Origin of the sequence: Micromonospora sp. NPDC000316 (assembly GCF_042898885.1) — a bacterium.
Classification (GTDB): domain Bacteria; phylum Actinomycetota; class Actinomycetes; order Mycobacteriales; family Micromonosporaceae; genus Micromonospora.
The window spans coordinates 98,851-117,280 of the sequence record NZ_JBIAZG010000012.1; the positions used below are offsets into that span (position 1 = coordinate 98,851).

The following is an 18,430-nucleotide window of genomic DNA, read 5'->3' on the forward strand; positions in this document are numbered from 1 at the left end:
CCTCAGCTTGCCGATCGCAGCCGGGTCAGCACGCCCCGAGTCTGCAGCTCGGCGATGTGCTCGGCGGCCCGTTGCGGTGCCGTGCCACCGCGCACCAGCAGCCCTGCCTCGATATTGCGATTGACCCCGGACTGAGTGAGGTTGGCGCTGGACACCAGGAGCACACGGCGATCGGCGACGCCGATCTTCGCGTGCATCTTGGCGCTGTCCTCGGCCCGGCGCTCGACCGGCCAGTGCCACACCTGCACTCCCGGCAGGCTGGCAAAGGCGGCGGCAGGCTCCGCACCGTTCAACGCACCCCGTGCGCCAGCCAGCGTCTCGACCACGACGGTCACGGCCACTCCGCGCCCGACCGCCGCCGTCAGTGCGGCCAGCAGCGGCGGGTAGGGCTTGGCGGAGTACGTCATGAGCAGCAGTTCGGCGTGGGCCTCCGCGACCAGGTCGACCAACACCTGGGCCGTGGCGCGCACCGGCACCGGATGGGTGCTCGGCCCACTCCACACCGACTCGATCCGCACCGCTGCGGACCGCTGCGCGTGCCCGGCGGCCAGCCCGCGTAGGTAGGCGGCAGCCTCCACGCCCGGCGGCCCTGAGGCGCGCTGCGCAGCCAGCACCGCCCCAGCAGCGTCGGAGAAGCCGGGGACCGGTACGGCGTGACGGACAGACTGCTCCGGCGAGCCGTCGCCGAGGCGGTCGGCCAGCACCCGCAGGTGTCCCGGCCCAAGCCGGTTCACCGCGGCCTCAGCCGCCGCCTCGAACGCCGGATGCCAGCTCATGGCAGCTCGGGGAAGAGTGCCAGCTCCGGCTTGTCGATCGGTACGACGAACCGCCGGTCCAGGAACCGGTTGCCGCGTTCGCAGGTGGTCTCCGAGACGAACAGGCAGACGTGGCAGGCGGCGCCGTGCAGGAAGTCCGCCGGGTCCTGGGGCAGCCGTTCGGCGCAGAGCGGGTCCGACGAGCAGTGCATCGCGTCGGTCAGGGCCCGCCGGGTGAGCCGGACCAGCGAGTCGTGCTCGGCGAGCGACACCAGCCCGCCGAGGGTGCCCTCGGCGTCCGGCACGGCGGTGTAGATGAGAATGCCCGCGCGCTGCGGGTCGGCCTCGGTGCCGGAGTAGATCCGTTCAGAGAGACTCGCCGAGCTGTAGCCGCACTCCAGTGCGATGGTGCGGATCAGCAGGTGCGACAGGGTGTGCAGCGCGATGTAGCGCTCGCCCGGCCAGAGGTGCATCGGGTCGAACGGCCCGGCGATGCGGCCGGAATAGCGGTTCTTCCGGAACCGGGCGTAGGCGTCCCGGTGTTCCTGCATGACCTCGGTGTATTCGATCCGCTGCTCCCACGCGGCGAGCAGATCCTCCGGCAGGCGCAGGAAGATGCCCTCACCGCGTACCTCGCTGGCCGGCATCCAGGTCGCCGGCCCTTTGGACAGCGACGCGCGGGTGACGAGATCGGGGTCCTCCGGGTCGGGCGAGTCGAGGCGGGTGAAGCCGACCAGCGCGCGTACCTCCCGGAGCCGTTCGGCCTGGATCACGTCGGCGTAGACGTTCTTCAACTCACCGGGCACACCGTCGTGGTCGCGGCGGAGGGTGAAGTCGTCAGTGGCCGGCGGGAGTTGCCCGGCGGAGAAGATCTCCCATTCCGGCGTACGTAGATCGGGGTAGCCCTTTTCCTCGTCGCTATTTGCACCGGCACGGGCACGATGCTGCTCAACGGCGGCAGCGATCTCCTCGTTCGTCCACCTGCTCAAGTCCCGGAAGAAGGGAGCGTTCTCCCGGGCCCACAGGTACATCGCGGGCGCCAACCCTTCCAACGACTTCCAGTGCTGTTCCACCTTGGCCTGGAGTTCGCTCGCTCCGGTGCGCGGCACGGCCAGGGCGGAAAGGGTCTGCGCGAACCACTGGTTGGACGCGCCGACGACCAGGAGCTTCAGCTCGACAGCTTTGCAGCCCTTCGGGTCGAAGTCGCCCAGGTGCGGCCGACGGCCACGGCAGCGGGGAAGCTTCTCCGCGCCTCGTGGACCGAGGACCTCCTTCATATTGCGGCGGGCACCGCAGGGGGCGCACTTGATCTCGACGTTGGCGCCCAGGTTGCCGCCGCGGTCGTCCATTTTCAGCTTGGGATGGGTGGCGTTCGGGCAGGCGCCGCCTTGGTGGACGAAGTGGGCGTACGGGAAGTCGTCGAGGTGGCCTTCGGTGCAGGCGAGCACGAACCGGGCGCCGACCGCCATCGGCTTGCGCCCCGACTTCTTGCGGCTGCACACCGTGTGGAAGAAGCGAGCCTCGTGCGGCTTACGGGGCTTGGAGTTCTCAAAGCCAAAGACGTTCGAGTCGATCGGCGCCAGGTCGTCGCAGGCGGTGCAGCGCAACCACCCCGGAAACGGCGTGATGGGCACCCCGATGCGGCCTGCCGGGCCAGTTGGATCCCGGTCGGTGCCGTCCAGCCACGGTGCCGGACGCAGTTCCTTGACGGAACGCAACCCCAGCGCCCGCACGGCGGCGAGCAGCCGAGGTTCCACGATCTCCTCCCAGTCGGGCACGACCGAGTAGTTCCAGTCTTCGAGCCCGCGGACCAGGACGGAGAAGTTGGGCAGGTCGACGATCGAGCCGACCCCGGTGGTGAACATCAGGTGGCTGGGACGGACGGCACCGACCCGCCGGAAGTAGTTGGCGGCCATCAGTTGCCCTTCCCGGTCAGCGTCGATTCGCCGAGCTCATCCCCGTCGGGCAGATCCTCGGCCCGTTTGGCGTCGGATTGCGGGCCAAAGGACCACTCCGGCGTACCGTATTGCGGGTTAAAGATCTCCCCGCCGGCAGGCAGAACCAGGTTGATCTCGTTCTCGGTCTCCCGCATAGACTGCCCGACCGTCAGGCTGGTCCACCGGCCGCCGCCGGCCACAGTCAGCAGGCCGGCAAGCTTTTGCTGTTTGAACGTTCCCTCGGAGTAGCCGAGACGAGACGAGCCGGTCTTCATCTTGTTCCACTCGTCCCGGAGCATATTGATCCGCTCCTGGAGATAGTCACGCCCGCGCGTTCCGCCGATCGCCTCGGCGCGGGCCAGTAGCCGTCCGATCACCCGCTGCACCTCAGGACCGTCGAGCGGCACGTCCTGAGCGTCGGTGTTGCGGGAGAAGCTGTCCTCGCCGTTGCGCACGGCCGCGACGAGGGTCGCGGTGGTGCCCCGGTCCAGCGCCCGCCGGGTGTACGGGGTGACCGAAAGCGCCTCCACCTGGCGGTAGAAGGTCGCGTGGTAGTACTCGAAGTCCTCGTAGTGGGCCAGGTCCCGCGGCCTGGTCCAGTTGTAGAGGGTGACCACCAGACCGGGCCGTTTCGCGTCACGGCCGACCCGGGAGGAGGCCTGGATGTATTCGGCGGTGTTCTTCGGCTGCCCGGTGACGACCATCAGGCCGAAGCGGGACACGTCGACGCCGACCTGGAGCATCGAGGTGGCGAGCACCGCGTCGACCGGCACCCGGTTCTCGTCCTGCCGTTGGTAGAAGCTCTGGGTGACCGGGTGCAGGGACAGCTTCGGGCTCGACGCGGTCTTGGCCTTGAACGCATCCCGCATGTCCTCCAGCACGGCCCGTCGTCGAGCAGTGGTGTCGAGCTCCGGGTCGAAGCCGTTCTCCAACCGCTTGAGCACCTCACTGATGTCGGCGGAAGAGACCCGGGAGGTTAGTTCCTGCACGTTGAGCATCTGCGTGCCGGCGATCCGGTCAGAGAGGCCCTTGCGCCGGCCGTGGCTGCGGACACGGGTGGTGACCTGGTCGTCAAGGAGCCGGCGCATGCCGGCCAGTTCACGGGTGGCGCTGAAATAGCCGACGGTGGTCATATACGGGTCGGCCCGCTGCCCGTACGTGTCGAAGAGGGTCTGCCCGGCGATGAGCAGGATCTCCGCGACGCGGATCTCCGCCGACTTCATTCGAACGCCGTGCGCACAGATGCCCAGGTATCGGCGGCCGGGATTCTGCACGGTGACCGGCACCTGCCGGCTGAAGAACGTGTCGGTGATGTCGATGACCGGCGGCGGGAAGACGGCGAGCTGCCGGCCGAAGACGCCGAGCACCTGCTCCCGGGCCCGCTTGGTGGTCGCCGTGGATGCCACGATCTTTGGCCCTGCTTCGCCGCCTCCGGGCAGTGACCAGGTGCAGAGCTGGTCGACGGCCGCTTCGAACAGGCCGACGATGGTGCCGAGCGCACCCGAAATGAGGTGCAGCTCGTCCTGGATGATCAGGTCCGGCGGCCGCAGCCGGACGACCGGCTCACTGGCGACCGCCGGCAACTTGCCCTTCTTGTTGTGCCGCGCCCCGCAGCCAGTCTTCGCGTCGAGGTCGTCGTGCCGGTAGCCGTGCCGGGGGCAGCGCTCCCGGACCCGACCGAAGAGCATGCCGGCGAAGCCCCGCCAGGGCAGCTGGGCGAGCTTGTCGACGGTGGCGATGACCAGGCTGGGGGCGTACCGGTAGATCTCCTCGTCGATGGTGAGGATCGGGAGGCCCTCGGTAGAGCGGGTCCGGGAGAACGGGCAGGCGTCCGCGCCTTCGGCCTCGGGGCAGAAGACCAGGACCCGCCGCTCGTCCTCGCGGACGGTCAGGTCACGCTCGGCGCGCAGCTTCGACCCACACCACGGGCAGCTCAACGTCTGCAGGACGTTGGTGAACTTGCCGCTCCCGGCCTCGCGCGCCTCGGCGATCTGCTCGGAGGCTTCGGTGAACCAGTTCGGCGACACCCCGCCACCGACCCAGAGCCCGATCCGGAACGGCTCCGCACCCCAGGTGCGCTCGGCCTGCCGACGCAGCACCTCGGCGGCGCAGACCAGGGCGGCGGCCCGCTGGAACTGCTGCGCGGTGAGCAGCCGCAGCGTGTACCGCATCAGCACGGCCACACCGCCCGCGCCGCTTCGGGCGTCCGCACCGGCACCGACCACGCCCTGGAGGCGGCGGATCGCGAAGGTGAAGGCGGTCAGCCCGAGGTAGGCCTCCGTCTTGCCACCACCGGTGGGGAAGAAGAGCAGGTCGACGGTCGCGTCCCGGTCGGCGGCCCGCTCCAGATGCGCTGGGTCGGTGATCGACGGCAGATTCAGCAGTACGAACGCAAGCTGGAACGGGCGCCAGGAGGCGGCCGCGGCGCCGCGCGCGTCGATGGCGGCCCTGGCCTCGGCGTACGACAGGCCTTGCTCCTCGCGGAGCCGGGCCACCTCGCTGTGTCGACGTTGCAGCGCCATAGCCTCGTTGGCGAAGCGGAACGCGGCGATGGCGTCGGCGTGCTTCTCGGCCTCCGGATCGGTGAGCAGCGCAACGCCGGCCCGGATCCGCTCGGCGGCCCGGCGCGCATTGAAGACGGCAGTCACGGCGGCCGGGCGCAACGGCTCCGGCAGGCCAGGAATCTTGGCTTCCTCGTCGTCGAGCCAGTCCTCGTACCCGTCGGCCAGCGGCGCGAGTCGGATGCGGAGCCGGTCAATGTCGGCCGTGGCGAGGGCGTCCATGGACAGCTCCACGCCGGCCAGGCGGCTGTCCTTGCCAACCTGGGCGACGGTCGCCGGCACGTCGTAGGTGGGCAGCCAGGTGGTGAAGAGCTGGTACGCGCACCGCTCCCCGTCGCGCACCCACGGGTGGACGGCGACGTTGCGGCCGGAGGCGTAGCGGCGCTGCGACCGGTAGAGCAGCCGCAGGTGCGTCTCCTCCAGGTCATCCCCGACGCCCTGCACCCCGTCCAGCGGGTCGTCGATCGGCAGGAACACGGCGGCGTTCCCGTCCAGCGCGGTCACGGTGAGGGCGGCCTGGAACAGCCAGGCCGTGTCACCGTTGCTGGGCACTTCGGACTGAGTGTTGATCAGCGCGAGTTGCACCACTCGATTGCCGTCGCGCGGACGGACCTCGACGGCCAGGTGCACGCCCGGCTCGTCCTCGTCCGACACCGTCAGCGGCACCCGGTAGGACGACTCACTATCGAGGCGGACCTCCTTGCGGTACGACACCGGCTCGCGGTACCAGACCCGCCGCTTCTTGCCCTTCTCGTCCTCGGACTCGCGCAGGTCGTAGCGGCCCCAGTCGGCGGTCACAGTCAGCACGTCGACGTCACCGGGCACGGCGAACGACAGACCCATGGACGAGGCCCACATCTTGCCCAGGTTCTGCGGGGTGACGACCTCGGGCAGCTCGGCCTCCGCGCCGTCGCCCTGTACGGCAGAGTCCACGTCCGCTACCTCGGCTGCCTCGCGGCGGTCGGAGCGCGGGCGTTGCTTCGGGCCGAGCATGCCGACGAGGTAGCGCTCGCGCGGGCCCATGGCACCGGGGCGGAACTCCTCGCGCTCACCGTCCCACGGACCGAGCAGGTCCCGCCCGATCAGCTCCTCCAGCTCGTCCCGCACCTGGTAGGAGGTCGCCTCTGGGAATGTCTGCGGCACGTCGAGCGGCGGGACCAGCGCGGGCTGGTTGTCATCGTCCCTACTGGACATAAGCAGCGCCTGCTGCTCGCCACGGGGGTGCGGGAAGAACCCGCCCTGAACGTCGACCATCAGATGAGCGTCCCTTGTTCTACGTTGGCGGTCTTGCCCCGACCGGACCTCTTCTTGTCGTGCAGGCCCTGTGCCTCCTCTTCCTTGTAGCGCTGGTGGTTCAACTCCAGCAGTCGGTCGAGGATCTCGCCCCGGACCGCCGGGCCGACGGTGTAGCGGGTGTAGGCACCGGCCTTGTGGAAGCCGTGATCGAGGCCCTGTACCAGTAGGTCGTCCCAGCCGTAAGCGCGGCAGACCGCCTCGTCGATGTCGCGGTGAATGCGCCGCAATTCCATAAGGTCCTCGTCCTGACAGGCTGGGTCGAACACGAGGTTGTAGGTCGCCGTCAGTCCCGCCTGCCGGCTCAGCATCACCTCTTGGCGGTACGTGTCCAACTCATCACCTAGAGCCCGCATCTCTGGGGTCAATCCCGGCAGCGCCAACGTCTCAAGGACGTCTGAAGGCGAATAGTTAAGATCCGCCTTCATGGTCGAGCTCCGACTGACAGCCCACCAGAAATGAAGCCCACTCGATAGCATTGCGAGCATAGCCGGATCATCGGTCGCAAACACCGCGAGCTTATGAGAAAAGACTTGCCCTGTGGGCACCATCACCGGCATCACGGTCTTGCTTACCAACGTGATAACGATGACTCGCTTCAGCCCGGCAATAGCCGCATGCATCGCCGGGGCTGGCCTCTTATATCGCCACCAGAACTCACGCAAGGAGCGGTTGTTATTCTTGATTAGAACAGGCTTCACCAGGTCCAGCAAACGTCGATAACAATCTGGATAGTTCTTAGCCTGAACCTCTGGCCAATCATAAAAATTGATGATCCACCGGCTAGCCGAAAAGTCTGGACGAGAGTTAAGGTCATTGCCGTTTATGAAAGGAAGGAGAACATCGCCGTTCCTTGGGTTCGCTTCAATCAGGGCCCGAGCAGAATCTGGATCCATAGTGAAACCCTCAATTGCTGTAACTTCGGTACCCTTGAACGCCATGCCCTGACTAGCAACAAGGCGGTAGGGATTGCCCACAGCACGCGAGACGGGGTCGAGAGAAGGCTTGATGCCAGCGACGACCAAGTTATCTGCACGACGCTCAGCATTGCCACCAAGCGGCGCGCGAGTAGTCCAGACAGCGCAAAATTCAAGCGCGGCGGACCTCGAAGGCCACGGCCTGCTCTTAACTGCCTGGCGGATGGTGGTGCCGCTGGCGACGATTTGATCGAGACCGACCTCGCGGGTGTCGCCCTGGGCGAGGGTGTTCGTAGCGATCAGTCCGGTCTGGCCCGAGTGAGTGAGCAGATCGTGCGCCCGAAGCACGAAGTAGGCGACTAGATCAGCACTTCCGCGCGCGCCGCGCCCGATCTTCCTGACCAAATATTCCCGATATGCCGTACCCATCGCGCCGGTGAGTTTTTGCCCGCCCAGGAAGGGCGGGTTGCCGATGATCGCGTCGAAGCCGCCCTTTTCGAATACCTCAGGGAACTCCAGCGGCCAGTGCAGCGGTTTGCGTTCGAAGGCGCCCTCCGGCTGGTCAAAGGCAAGCCAGGATTGCGCCTGCCTGTCGAGCAATGCCATATCGCCGCCACGGGCCAAGTGCTGTGCCAGCGAACCCACCCGCTCTGCAATGATGCGGGGGTCCTGGCCGCCCTTGCCAGAGACGAGCGAGGCGCCGGCAACCAGATCGGCGTACGAAACGGCCCGCTGGGTCAACGCCCGCGCTTCGTCGAGGAGCCGCCGCTTGTCCGGCAGCGTCTCCGGCCGGTCCGGCAGCGCAGCGATCCGGCGCCGGAGCTCGAGGCCCTCGGACAGTTCCCGGTCCAGCCGCAGGTCTCGGACGGCTCCCTCGGGAAGTGCGGCGAGGTTGCCGATGCCGAGCAGGGAGTCGCCGGCGACCAAGCGGTCGTCGAGGAACGTGAAGGGACGCTGCGGATCCATGGAAACCAGCCAGAGCGACAGCTTCGCCATCTCCACGGCCATGGGGTTGATGTCCACCCCGTACAGGCAATGCTCGATGACCTGCCGCCGCGCCTCGATGACTAGCGGATCCTCGTCGGGATCAATCGGCCGATCGACGCCACGCTGCTGATAACGACTTACTCGCTCGTCATCCTCCCGCGTCCAGGCCTCGACCAGATGCTCACCGAGATAGCGGGCCGCTGCTACCAGGAACGCCGCCGAGCCCATCGCAATGTCCGCGACCTTGAGCGACAGGATCTGCCCGCTTCTCTTTGGCCTCCATTGACCTGCGTCGGCCGTCTGCAGCGAGCCTGGCTCGTAAACCAGCGGCTCTAGAGCGCCTTTCACGACTTCCTGTGCCAGCCTGCGGGGCGTGTAGTGGGTACCAGTGTTCTTCCTCAGGGCGGACTCGGTGACGAAGAGCGCGCCGGGCAGGATTACCACGGGTAGTCCGCGCAGATCCTCGCGCAGGACGTCAAAGAACGGCAGCAGCCGCTCCGAAAGGGAGTAGTCGCCGCCAGTTACCGCGAGCAGCCTTTTGCGGGCCTCCTCCCGCACCGCCCCGTCGAGCGGCACGAGCTTGCTGGTCAGCGCCGCCACTGACCCGATCTTCGAGTCCTTGTACTTCTCCGCGAGGGCCTTGGCCAGCGTCGGCACGTCGGCCGACCGCTCACGCAGTGCCTCCAGGTCGGCGAGCGCGACCTCCTCTTCCAGCCCTTCCTTGCCGATCAGCCCGACTGTCACGTCCTCGGCGCGGAAGCCCTCGAAGGAGAGCAGGCCCTCATAGACGTACCCGATCTGCTCGACGTCGAGGGCGCGAAAGCTGAGCGTGCGGCGCTCCCGGGAGCGGCCGGTGCCGATCTCGACGTACTGCACCGCGCGGAGCATGTGCAGTACGGTCCGGTCGTCGATGGTCAGCGGCAGCCACGGGGTGGCCTCCGGGTCGAAGAGCGAGCCGTCATGGCCGTGCATGGTGAGCCGGGGGTGGTCGACGCCGCGGTAGACGGCGTTGAACAGGGCGAGCAGCCGGTGCCAGGCGGCGGAGCTGTGCTCCAGGTCCTCCTCGCTCCCCTCGATGACCCGCTGCTCCAGCTCCGCGCAGAGCCGCCCCGCCGAGTACGCCTTTACATACAGCTCATTGTCGGCGGGGAGCAGCTTGCGCTCCTCGGCGAAGAGCAGGAAGACGATACGCATCATGACGGAGACCGCGCCCCGGTAGACGTCGTGCGCGTCAACGTCCTGCAGGCCCCGTCCGCCGAGTTCCCGGTCTCGGATGTCGGTGCGGCCCATCGCGGCCACCAGCAGTTCGACGGCCTGGCGGACCTGGACGCCCAGCGCCTCGGTGATTTCCTCCTGGCTACCGAGGCTGGCTCGCAGCAGCGGCACCAGCCGCTCGGCATCGGGGACGCCGAAGAACCGGTGCCGAGACAGCAGCGAGACGAACGCGCGGACCACGTCGCGCTCGGCCGCCTCGGGCCACGCCACCGTGTCGAAGACGGCAGTGGTGGTGACGCCGCCGCGCGGCGCCCAGACCAGGGTCCACCAGCGGCCGTCGGTGACCAGACCCAACTCGATGTTGTGGTGCCGACACAGGTGGGCGAGCCGGTCGACCGGGGTCGCCGCCCACGCCGAATCACGAATCCGGGCGGTCGGCTGGCTGCCGGCCGGACAGATCATGCCCAGCATCCGTACGCTGTCGGGCTTGACCTCCTCGCCCGGGTCCACGAGTGCGAACGACGGGCGCAGCTCGGTGTCGTGCTCCGCGACGGTGTGCGCGAGCGTATCGAGTCCATCGGTGTACAGGGTGTCGCCCCAGCCGAGCAGCTCGCGCAGCACGTACTCGATCCAGGGCCGCTGACCCTCAGTGGTGTCGGCCTGCCAGGTGGCGTGTTCTTGGCGCAGCCGTTCGCGGGTCTTCTTGTCGAGCGAGTCCAAGGTCGGCCAGGTGGCGCGGAGCACCGGCAGGCTCAGGAACGGGCCGCTGACCTCGACCAGGCTCAGCCAGTTGCGGTGCTGCTCGGCGCCGTCGGGCGCGGGACGTCGGAAGGTTCGGCTCATCGGATGGCCTCCCGCTTCGGTACGACGAAGACCACGGCCACCGGGAACCGGTGCGGCTTCGGGTCTCGGTAGCGGGCCGCGACGGCCGCGAGTTCGCGGTCGCGCTCGACTTCCAGAGCCGACAAACGTTCCTCCCAGGATTGACGATCCTTGCGGTACTGAGCGAGCTCTTCCTTGGTCTTACTCATCGCGACGACCTGCTTGCGAGTGAAGAACGACGGCTGCGCGTCGTCGCCTTCCTCGGGTGCCTCTGGAGTCTCGAGGGCACCGCGCAGGGTGGCGGCGAACTGGTCGAGGTTGTCGACGATGCGCTGCTGCTCGGCCGCCTGCCGTTGGTCGAGCTTGCGCTTCAGGGACTCGTGGCGGGTGGCGGTGCGCCAGTCGATGGCGGCGAGCAGGCCGTCGGCGACGCGGGGCCAACGCTCGGCGAGCCGCTTCTCCACGAGGCCGGAGGCCGCGCTGCCGGTGGTGATCGCCCGATCGAGGATGCCGCCGAGGGTGCCGAGGTTGTCCAGCCGGCGGAACCGGCCGTGCTCGGGCGCCCAGCCGCCGGCGTAGAGGACCTCCTCGTGCAGCCGCACGCCGTCGGCGCCGACCAGCACGAACCGGGAGTACGCCCCTACCAGCACGTCCTCCAGTGCCGGGTCGTCGCTGACCACGGCGGTGACCCGGTGCAGCCCGATGTCCGGGTTGGAGACGGCGGCGCGCAGCAGCCGGGTCGACATGGCTACGAGAGGGTGGTTTAGGTGGGCCAGCACGATCTCGTCCTGCCCCTTCGCCACCGCCGGGTCGAAGGTGACCGGCAGTTGTCGGGGCGGCTCGTCGTCGCGCTGAAGTTTCGCGGTCAGCCCGGCGGCAGCCCGCTGCCAGGAGCCGGTCAGCGGCGGGACGGTGTAGAGGCCGTCGACCAGGTGCCGATCGTCGATGTGCCGCTTCAGCGGTTGCTGGCGAGCCAGCTCCAGCGCGGTGTCGACGACCCGCTTGACGGCCGGCGGTGTAATGCCGAGCTCCTCGACGGTCTTGTCCAGCTCCGCCCGGAGCTTGACGACCTGCTCGCGCAGGTTGGCCTCTGCGGGAAGGCTGCGGGTGCTCTTGCCCTTTCCTGCCTTGTCGATGTCCACGTCGACGTGCTGGCCGAGCATCCGACGCTGAACGGCGTCGGCGAGCACTGCATTGACCGAACCGAGGTCGGCCTCCATTCGGGCCACCTTGGTGGCGATCCGGGACAGGAACTCCAGATCCGCCTCGTAGGAGTCAACAGCCTTGCCGAAGCCGCTACCCACGAAGTGCTTGATCTCGGGGGCGGTCGTCTGGCCGTACCGGTCGACCCGACCGATCCGCTGCTCCAACTTGTTGGGGTTGAACGGGATGTCGTAATTGACCAGCCGGTGGCAGTGTTTCTGAAGGTCGATGCCCTCGCTGGCGGCATCGGTGGCGAGCAGGATCCGCACCGGCTGCTTCGTCGGGTCCGCCTGGAAAGCCAGCCGCAGTTGCTCCCGTTCCTCGGCGGGCGTACCGCCGTGCAGCAGCACGAGCCCCTGCCCGGCGGCCAGGCCCTCCTGGCGGAGCAACTCGGCCAGCCAGATCTGGGTGTCGCGGTATTCGGTGAAGACCACGACGCGCTCGTTGGTCCAGTGCCGGCCATCCGGCTTGCAGACCGCGCTCAGGTAGGTGATCAGCTCCTTGGCCTTGGCATCCGGCAGCGCCTCCTTCGCCTCGGCCCACTGGTACATCTTCTCCAGCAGGGCCATCTCGTCGGCGGTTGCGTCGGGCTGCATGGCCCTGGTCCGGCCGAGCGCGTCGTCCTCGGCCTCGGCGAGCTGGTCGTCGGCGTAGGTGGCGACGTCGTCGAAGAAGTCCTCCATCCACTCCGGCACGTCGTCGTCGGCCGGCAGGACGGCGGGTGCCTTGCGGCTGCGCAGGGTCTCCAGGTAGACGCCGACGGTGTGCGCGAACGCGGCGGGACTGGAGAAGAGGCGCTTTTTGAGCAGCAGCGTCACCAGGTCGGTCGCCTTGCGTCCACGCTGGGACTGCAGCCGCTTACGCCGCAGCTCGGCGAACTCGGTGAGCAGCGCATGGATCTGCCGCTCGCTCTCCGGGTAGGTGACCGGGATGGCGGTGGCGACCCGCTCCACAAAGCGGGGCTTTCCGTCGGCGTCCGTGACGTCGCGCTTGAGCCGCCGCACGACCGTGTCCCGCACCGCGGACTGGTCCGGCTCGACGCCCCGGGCGAACCGCTGGTTGTCGAGGATCTCCAACAGCGCGGTGAAGGACGCCTGGTAGCCGTTGTGCGGGGTGGCGGAGAGGAAGAGCCGGTGGGTGAAGTGCGGCGCGAGCCGGCGGATCAGCTTGGTCTGCTGGGAGTCGACCGCGTAGACCTGCTTGGGGGCCGCTGGGGCGACGTGGTGCGCCTCGTCGAGGATCAGCAGATCGAAGGTACGCGGGTAGGTGGGGCCGTCGGCCGGCAGCACCTCGTCCAGCAGGCGCTGCGCCTTCTGGCCGCGCAACCAAGGCAGGCTGATGATGCTCAGCGGGTAGACCTCGAACGGGTTCGCCGCCGAGCCGTGGGTTCGACGAACCATGGCGCAGCGTTCGGCGTCGATGATGGTGAAGTCGAGGCCGAATTTCTCCGCCATCTCGTCACGCCACTTGAGGGTCAGACCGGCCGGGCAGACGATCATGATGCGCCGGGCCCGCTGACGCAGCAGCAGCTCCTGGGCGACCAGACCCGCCTCGATGGTCTTGCCCAGGCCGACGTCGTCGGCGAGCAGCAGGTTGACCCGGGGCGCGTCGACCGCGCGGGCCACCGGCTCCAGCTGGTAGTCCTCAATCGCGACACCCGAGCGGAACGGCGACTGCAACGTTTTCACGTCGGCAGAGGTGACCGCCGACCACCGCACGGCGTCGAGGAAGGCGGCCAGCCGCTGCGGCGAGTCGAACTTACCCTCGGTGACGTCGGGCAGTGAACCGGTGGGCAGCACCTGGCGCCCCGGTTCGACCTCCCAGATCACGTCGAGTGTGTGGCCGTAGCGGCCGTCCTCGACACTCTGCAGACTGACCAGGCTGCTGTGCTCGCCCTGCTGCACATCGCTGACCACCCAGCGCTGGCCGCGCACCGCGACCAGATTGCCGATTTCCGGCTTGGCCGTCGTCACGCTCGGCATAGTCCCCCCATTGTTGGTTCGCCCCCACTCGATCCGATCCGCACCGTACGCCCGTACTCATCGGTAGCAGTCCACCGAAAGGCTTGTTTGTTCAATTCACAGGCCACGGAGGGTGGCCTAGCGATCGTCCCCGCACCGTCCCGTCGATCGGACTTCATAGCGAAGTCAGATAGCCGACAGCGCTAGTTCAGATCGCTTGGGTTGGCCCGGAAAAGCAGCAGCTCCACCAGGTCCGGCGTCCATCGCTCTCCCGACACCGACAGTTGTGCCGTCGCCCGAGACACGAAGGCCAGGTGGGCCCGGTGCCACCAGCGTTCTCACTCACGGCGCTGCTGTCTGAGCCAATCCTGCTCTTCAGCGGTGCGGCCGCCTTCGACCACACCTTTGCCGTAGTCCGATGCGTCATCGAGTCGCAACGTGCGGTAATCGCAGGGCTCATCCCGCGCGCACTCATTCAGGTCTGCGGTCATTCAGCGCCGCCTTCGGGGCGAAGAGTACCGGCGGCCAGGCCGTCCACGGTGAGTCGCACCAGGTCCGCGCTAAGTGCACTCACCTCCGCGAAGGCGGATTCGAAGGCGAGGAGCCGCTGGAACGCCTCCCCGTACGCCAGTTGCTCGTCCAGCGGTAGCCGCCGGATTTGTGCCCGGCGGACGTCGACCCGTGAACCAGAGAGACTCGTCGTCTGCTTGTCGTTGGCCGAGTTACGTAGCTGCCCAGCCATAAACCATGGATCCAGCGCAGCAGGGTTGGGTCGCAACAGGTAAAGGTGAGGACCAAGGAGCATCCCGTCGGATGTGATCACCCGCGAGATCAGTTGCCTCGCCGCTACCGGAACGACCACGTCCCCCACCAGCAGGGGCACGCGTTCCAGCAGTGCGCCGTCGTCGAGCCCGGACGCGTCGACACCCGCGACGACGTCCGCGCCCGTGAGGACGAGCGAGGCCTGGCCATGAGAGGTGGAGTCACCGTCTCCCCGGCCGGGTGCGGCACGGATAGGGCCAATCACCTGTAGGGCACCGTTGCGGGCTAGCTCGGCGACCGACAGAGTGCCGGACACCGTCTCGTCGGGCGCGGGCGTGACCTGCGGCAGCAGCGCCGGCAGCTCACCGACGATGGCGGCCAGTCGTTCTCTGGTGCGTACCAGATGCTCGCCTGAGGCCTCGCCCACGACGGCGGGTTGCCGGCGGGCGGGGGTGAGGTCGACCTCCTCGTCGAGCAGCTCGATGACCGGGACCGCGCGGGCGAACCCGGCCTCCTCCACGTCGCCGTCCGCGGCTGCCGCGAACGCCCGCCACGCGGCCAGCACGCGCGGGGCGGTGTCGGCCAGGTCGCCGCCTGCGGCGTCGATCAGCAGCGCCCGCGCCGGTGGCGGCGCGTCGGTCGCGGCGCGTCGCAGCACCCACAGATGCAGAGGTACGCCGTGCGGCGCCGCCACCCCCGGTGGGAGCGCGATGACGGCGCGCAGGTGGCCTCGGCGCAGCAGTTCGCCGCGGATCCGTTTGCCGGCGCGGCGGCTGGCGACGGTGGGTGGCATCAGCAGGACTGCGTGTCCGCCGACCCGAAGGTGGGCCAGTGCGTGCTGTGCCCAGGCCAGCTCGGGTTCGGTGCGCGGTGTGGTGCCGACGATCCAGCGGGGGTCGTGGCCGAGTTCCTCGTCGCCCCAGTTTGTGGCGCCGAACGGTGGGTGGCAGACGACGGCGTCGACGGCGCGGCCGGCGAAGGCGTCGGCGCGCAGGGTGTCCCCGGCGCAGACCTCTCCGGGTACGTCGTGCAGGGCCAGCCACAGCCCGGCGAGCCGAGCCAGGTCCTGGTCGAGTTCCTGCCCGTAGACGGCGGTGCTGCCGGCGCGGACGGCGGCGCGCAGGATGGCGCCGGACCCGGTGGCGGGGTCGAGCACCGAGCCGCCGCCGACGTTGGCGAGCCCGATCATCAGGTCGGCGAGGTCGTCGGGGGTGGCGAACGGGCGGCCCGGTCCTGGCGCGGAGAACCGTTGCCACAGCTCGTCGAACGCGCCCTGGGGGCCCAACTCGTCGGCGAGGGCGTCGACGTCGGGCAGCAGCGGTGCGAGTTGCGCGTCGGGGTGACCGGTTCGGGAACCGCGTGAACGGGCCAGCAGGAGGGCGCCGACGGCGGCGAGGCCGGCTGCCGGGGTGTCGCTGGCTGCGGCGAGGTGTCGCCAGAGCCGGTCGGCGGTGGCCAGCTCGGGGAGCTTGCCCTGGGCGCGTAACCACTGTTCGACCTGGATCAGGTCGAACTCTGGGCTCGCCGTCGTCCCGCCCACCGGGGCGGGGAAGTCGGTGTGCCGTTTACGCCAGTTGCTGACCGCAGCGCGACCGACGCCGGCGAGCCGGGCGATCTCCGCTGCCGTGATGGTCGGGTTCTCCTGCATCTCGAAAGTCTCGCACATCTGTCAAGCACGAGAATGTCTGTTGACACCGCTCTCGGACGATGCTCTTATTGACGCCGCAACGTTCACATCAGGAGGACAACGATGCGCAAGACCACCACGATCGCTCTGATCGCCACCGGCCTCATCGCCCTGGGCTGCGGCTCCGGCGCCACCGACACGGCGAGCGACTCCAGCGGCGACGACAAGGCGACCGGTTCCAGTGCCGATGAGGGCGGCACCAAGGGCGACGACAAGCCGAAGACCGCGAAGATCGGTCAGCCGGCCCGGGACGGGAAGTTCGAGTTCACTGTCAAGTCGTCCAAGTGCGGTGTGAGCAAGGTCGGCAGCGACATGCTCGGCGCGAAGGCACAGGGCCAGTTCTGCCTGGTCACGGTCAACGTGAAGAACATCGGCAAGGAAGCCCAGATGTTCGACGGCAGCAGCCAGAAGGCATACGCGGCCGACGGCACCGAGTACTCCGCCGACACCGGCGCGGCGATCTACGCCAACAAGAACGCCGAGACGTTCCTCAACGACATCAACCCCGGCAACCAGGTCAACGGCGTCGTCGTCTTCGACATCCCGAAGAACGTCAAGATCACCAAGCTCGAGCTGCACGACTCGCCGTTCTCCGGCGGCGTCGACGTCGCCCTCGGCTGACCCTCCCCCACCGTCCGGGGCGGGCAACCACGCCCGCCCCGGCTGTTCACAGCCGATCTGTTCACAGAAAGAGGCTCACCATGACCGACCCGATCACCCCCACGCCGCCCGACCAGCCCGCCGAGCAGCCGCAGCCCTTGATATCGCCCGCGGCCGGTCCGTCCGAGACCGACCTGGTCGGTGAGCCCAACCCTGTCGCGCCCGAGAAGCGGTCCTACGTTCTGGTGTGGGCGGTCGGTGGCATCGCCCTCGCTGTCGCCCTCGGCTGCGCGGGCGCCGTCATCGGCACGGTCAACGGTGACGGACCGAAGACGACGGCCGGTGCCAGCAGCTCGCCGGTGAGCGGTCCCGCCAGCGCGTCGCCGACTGTCGCTCCTACTACTGCCGCCCCGACCAGCGCGGCCCCCACCAGCGCCGCCCCGAGCCCCACGAAGACGACTCCGCCGCCGAAGCCGAAGCCGCCGTCGTACAAGACGCTTACCGAACGGCAGTGGAAGCTGATCGCCAAGAACCCGGACAGCTACTTGGGAAAGACCTACGTCATCTACGGACGGGTCAGCCAGTTCGACGCCGCCACCGGCACCGACAGCTTCCGTGCGGACGTCGCCCACCGCCGGATGGCCGACGAGTACGACTACAAGACCAACACCATCTTGAGCGGGACCGAATCGGACCTCGACAACCTCGTCGAGGACGACATCTTCCGCGCCAACGTCACGGTGCTCGGCTCCTTCAGCTACGACACCCAGATCGGCGGCGAGACCACCGTCCCGCTACTCCGGGTCGACTCCATCAAGGTCCTCTGAAACTCCCCGAGACGTCAGGAGGCGTCGTGCGTCCCGATGAGTTCCTCCGCGCCCTGGCACTGCTCCCCCCTGCGCTGCACGACCGCGCCCTCACCCTGCGCGCCTTCGTCCGTCCCACCATCTGCGACGACTGCCAGCGCATCGGCGACGCCGTTCGCCTGGCCCTCACCGCCGCCGACTACGACGAGCTGACCTCCGCCGGCGACCTGCTCGACACGGCCGAGCGGCTGGCCGCCGACCACGACATCCACCGCCGGTCCGGCGACGACCAGCAGCGCGGCCGCGGCCGGGTGGTCCGCTGGGCGACGACGTCCGCGCCGCTTGTCGCCGCGACCGACGCCAGCTGGAAGGGCCGCGTCGGCGGCATCGGGTACGTCGTCAGCGATGGCCACTACGGCCTGCTCGGCCGGGGCACCGGCCGGCTCGACCCGACAGGCGTCTCCCGGGTGCTGATCAACGAGCTGCGCGCGGTCGACTACCTGCTGACCGGGTACGACGAGGCGCCGGTGGGCATGACGGTGCTGCTGGACTGCCTCGCCGCCCTGCGCTACCTGCATCGCTGGCAGGCCGGCGAGACTCACGCGATGCCGGCCGGCTACAGCCTGCGGGAGCGCCGCTGGTCGGAAAAACCGACCCTGGTCCGGCTCGCCGAGCAGGTGGCCCGCCGCCCCGACCTGACGTTCGCGCACGTCAAGGGGCACAGCGGCCACGCCCTCAACGAGGCCGCCGACGGCCTCTCGCACATGGCGCGTCGCCGGCGGGAGGAGTCCTTCGACCTGCGTCCTCGGGCGCACGCCCTGGTCGACGCGTTCCTGCGCGACTGGCACGCGAACGCCATGCTCTGACCGCTCGCCCGGGTGCACGGAGCGAAGGCGGGCCGACGTTCAGCCCTGATTCGTTTGC

Annotated in this window: 10 protein-coding genes; 3 read left to right on the forward strand and 7 right to left on the reverse strand. The window is 68.7% G+C overall.

The window, feature by feature from the left end:
* Positions 1-2: 2 nt before the first annotated feature.
* The 7 genes from drmC to ACFY2Q_RS21970 form a co-directional block, all read right to left on the reverse strand.
* A complete protein-coding gene (gene drmC / locus ACFY2Q_RS21940) occupies positions 3-776 on the reverse strand; it encodes a DISARM system phospholipase D-like protein DrmC (RefSeq protein ID WP_387133078.1) in 774 nt (257 codons plus the stop codon).
* Positions 773-2,671: a DrmB family protein gene (gene drmB, locus ACFY2Q_RS21945; RefSeq protein ID WP_387133079.1), complete on the reverse strand. Its 1,899-nt coding sequence runs from the start codon at positions 2,669-2,671 to the stop codon at positions 773-775. Before drmB ends, drmC begins: the two co-directional genes overlap by 4 nt.
* Positions 2,671-6,507 carry a DISARM system helicase DrmA gene (gene drmA / locus ACFY2Q_RS21950; RefSeq protein ID WP_387133081.1) on the reverse strand — a complete coding sequence of 1,279 codons (3,837 nt, stop codon included), beginning with the start codon at positions 6,505-6,507 and terminating at the stop codon, positions 2,671-2,673. The genes drmB and drmA overlap by 1 nt, the downstream gene beginning before the upstream one ends.
* Positions 6,507-10,508 carry an Eco57I restriction-modification methylase domain-containing protein gene (locus ACFY2Q_RS21955; RefSeq protein WP_387133082.1) on the reverse strand — a complete coding sequence of 1,334 codons (4,002 nt, stop codon included), beginning with the start codon at positions 10,506-10,508 and terminating at the stop codon, positions 6,507-6,509. Before ACFY2Q_RS21955 ends, drmA begins: the two co-directional genes overlap by 1 nt.
* A complete protein-coding gene (drmD, locus tag ACFY2Q_RS21960; protein ID WP_387133083.1) occupies positions 10,505-13,663 on the reverse strand; it encodes a DISARM system SNF2-like helicase DrmD in 3,159 nt (1,052 codons plus the stop codon). Before drmD ends, ACFY2Q_RS21955 begins: the two co-directional genes overlap by 4 nt.
* A 326-nt stretch (positions 13,664-13,989) precedes the next feature.
* A complete protein-coding gene (locus tag ACFY2Q_RS21965; RefSeq protein WP_387133085.1) occupies positions 13,990-14,142 on the reverse strand; it encodes a hypothetical protein in 153 nt (50 codons plus the stop codon).
* Entirely contained in the window at positions 14,139-16,061 is a 1,923-nt protein-coding gene (locus ACFY2Q_RS21970) for an N-6 DNA methylase (RefSeq protein WP_387133087.1), read from the reverse strand. The genes ACFY2Q_RS21965 and ACFY2Q_RS21970 overlap by 4 nt, the downstream gene beginning before the upstream one ends.
* Positions 16,062-16,163: 102 nt before the next feature.
* On the opposite strand from ACFY2Q_RS21970, the gene ACFY2Q_RS21975 reads away from it, so the two are divergent.
* The 3 genes from ACFY2Q_RS21975 to ACFY2Q_RS21985 all read left to right on the forward strand — a co-directional run bounded on the left by ACFY2Q_RS21975 (position 16,164) and on the right by ACFY2Q_RS21985 (position 18,372).
* Entirely contained in the window at positions 16,164-16,721 is a 558-nt protein-coding gene (locus tag ACFY2Q_RS21975; protein WP_387133089.1) for a DUF4352 domain-containing protein, read from the forward strand.
* A gap of 80 nt (positions 16,722-16,801) precedes the next feature.
* On the forward strand, positions 16,802-17,527 hold the full coding sequence (locus ACFY2Q_RS21980) for a hypothetical protein (RefSeq protein WP_387133092.1): 726 nt from the start codon (positions 16,802-16,804) through the stop codon (positions 17,525-17,527).
* Between the two features lie 26 nt (positions 17,528-17,553).
* Positions 17,554-18,372: an RNase H family protein gene (locus ACFY2Q_RS21985; RefSeq protein ID WP_387133094.1), complete on the forward strand. Its 819-nt coding sequence runs from the start codon at positions 17,554-17,556 to the stop codon at positions 18,370-18,372.
* Positions 18,373-18,430 lie beyond the last annotated feature (58 nt).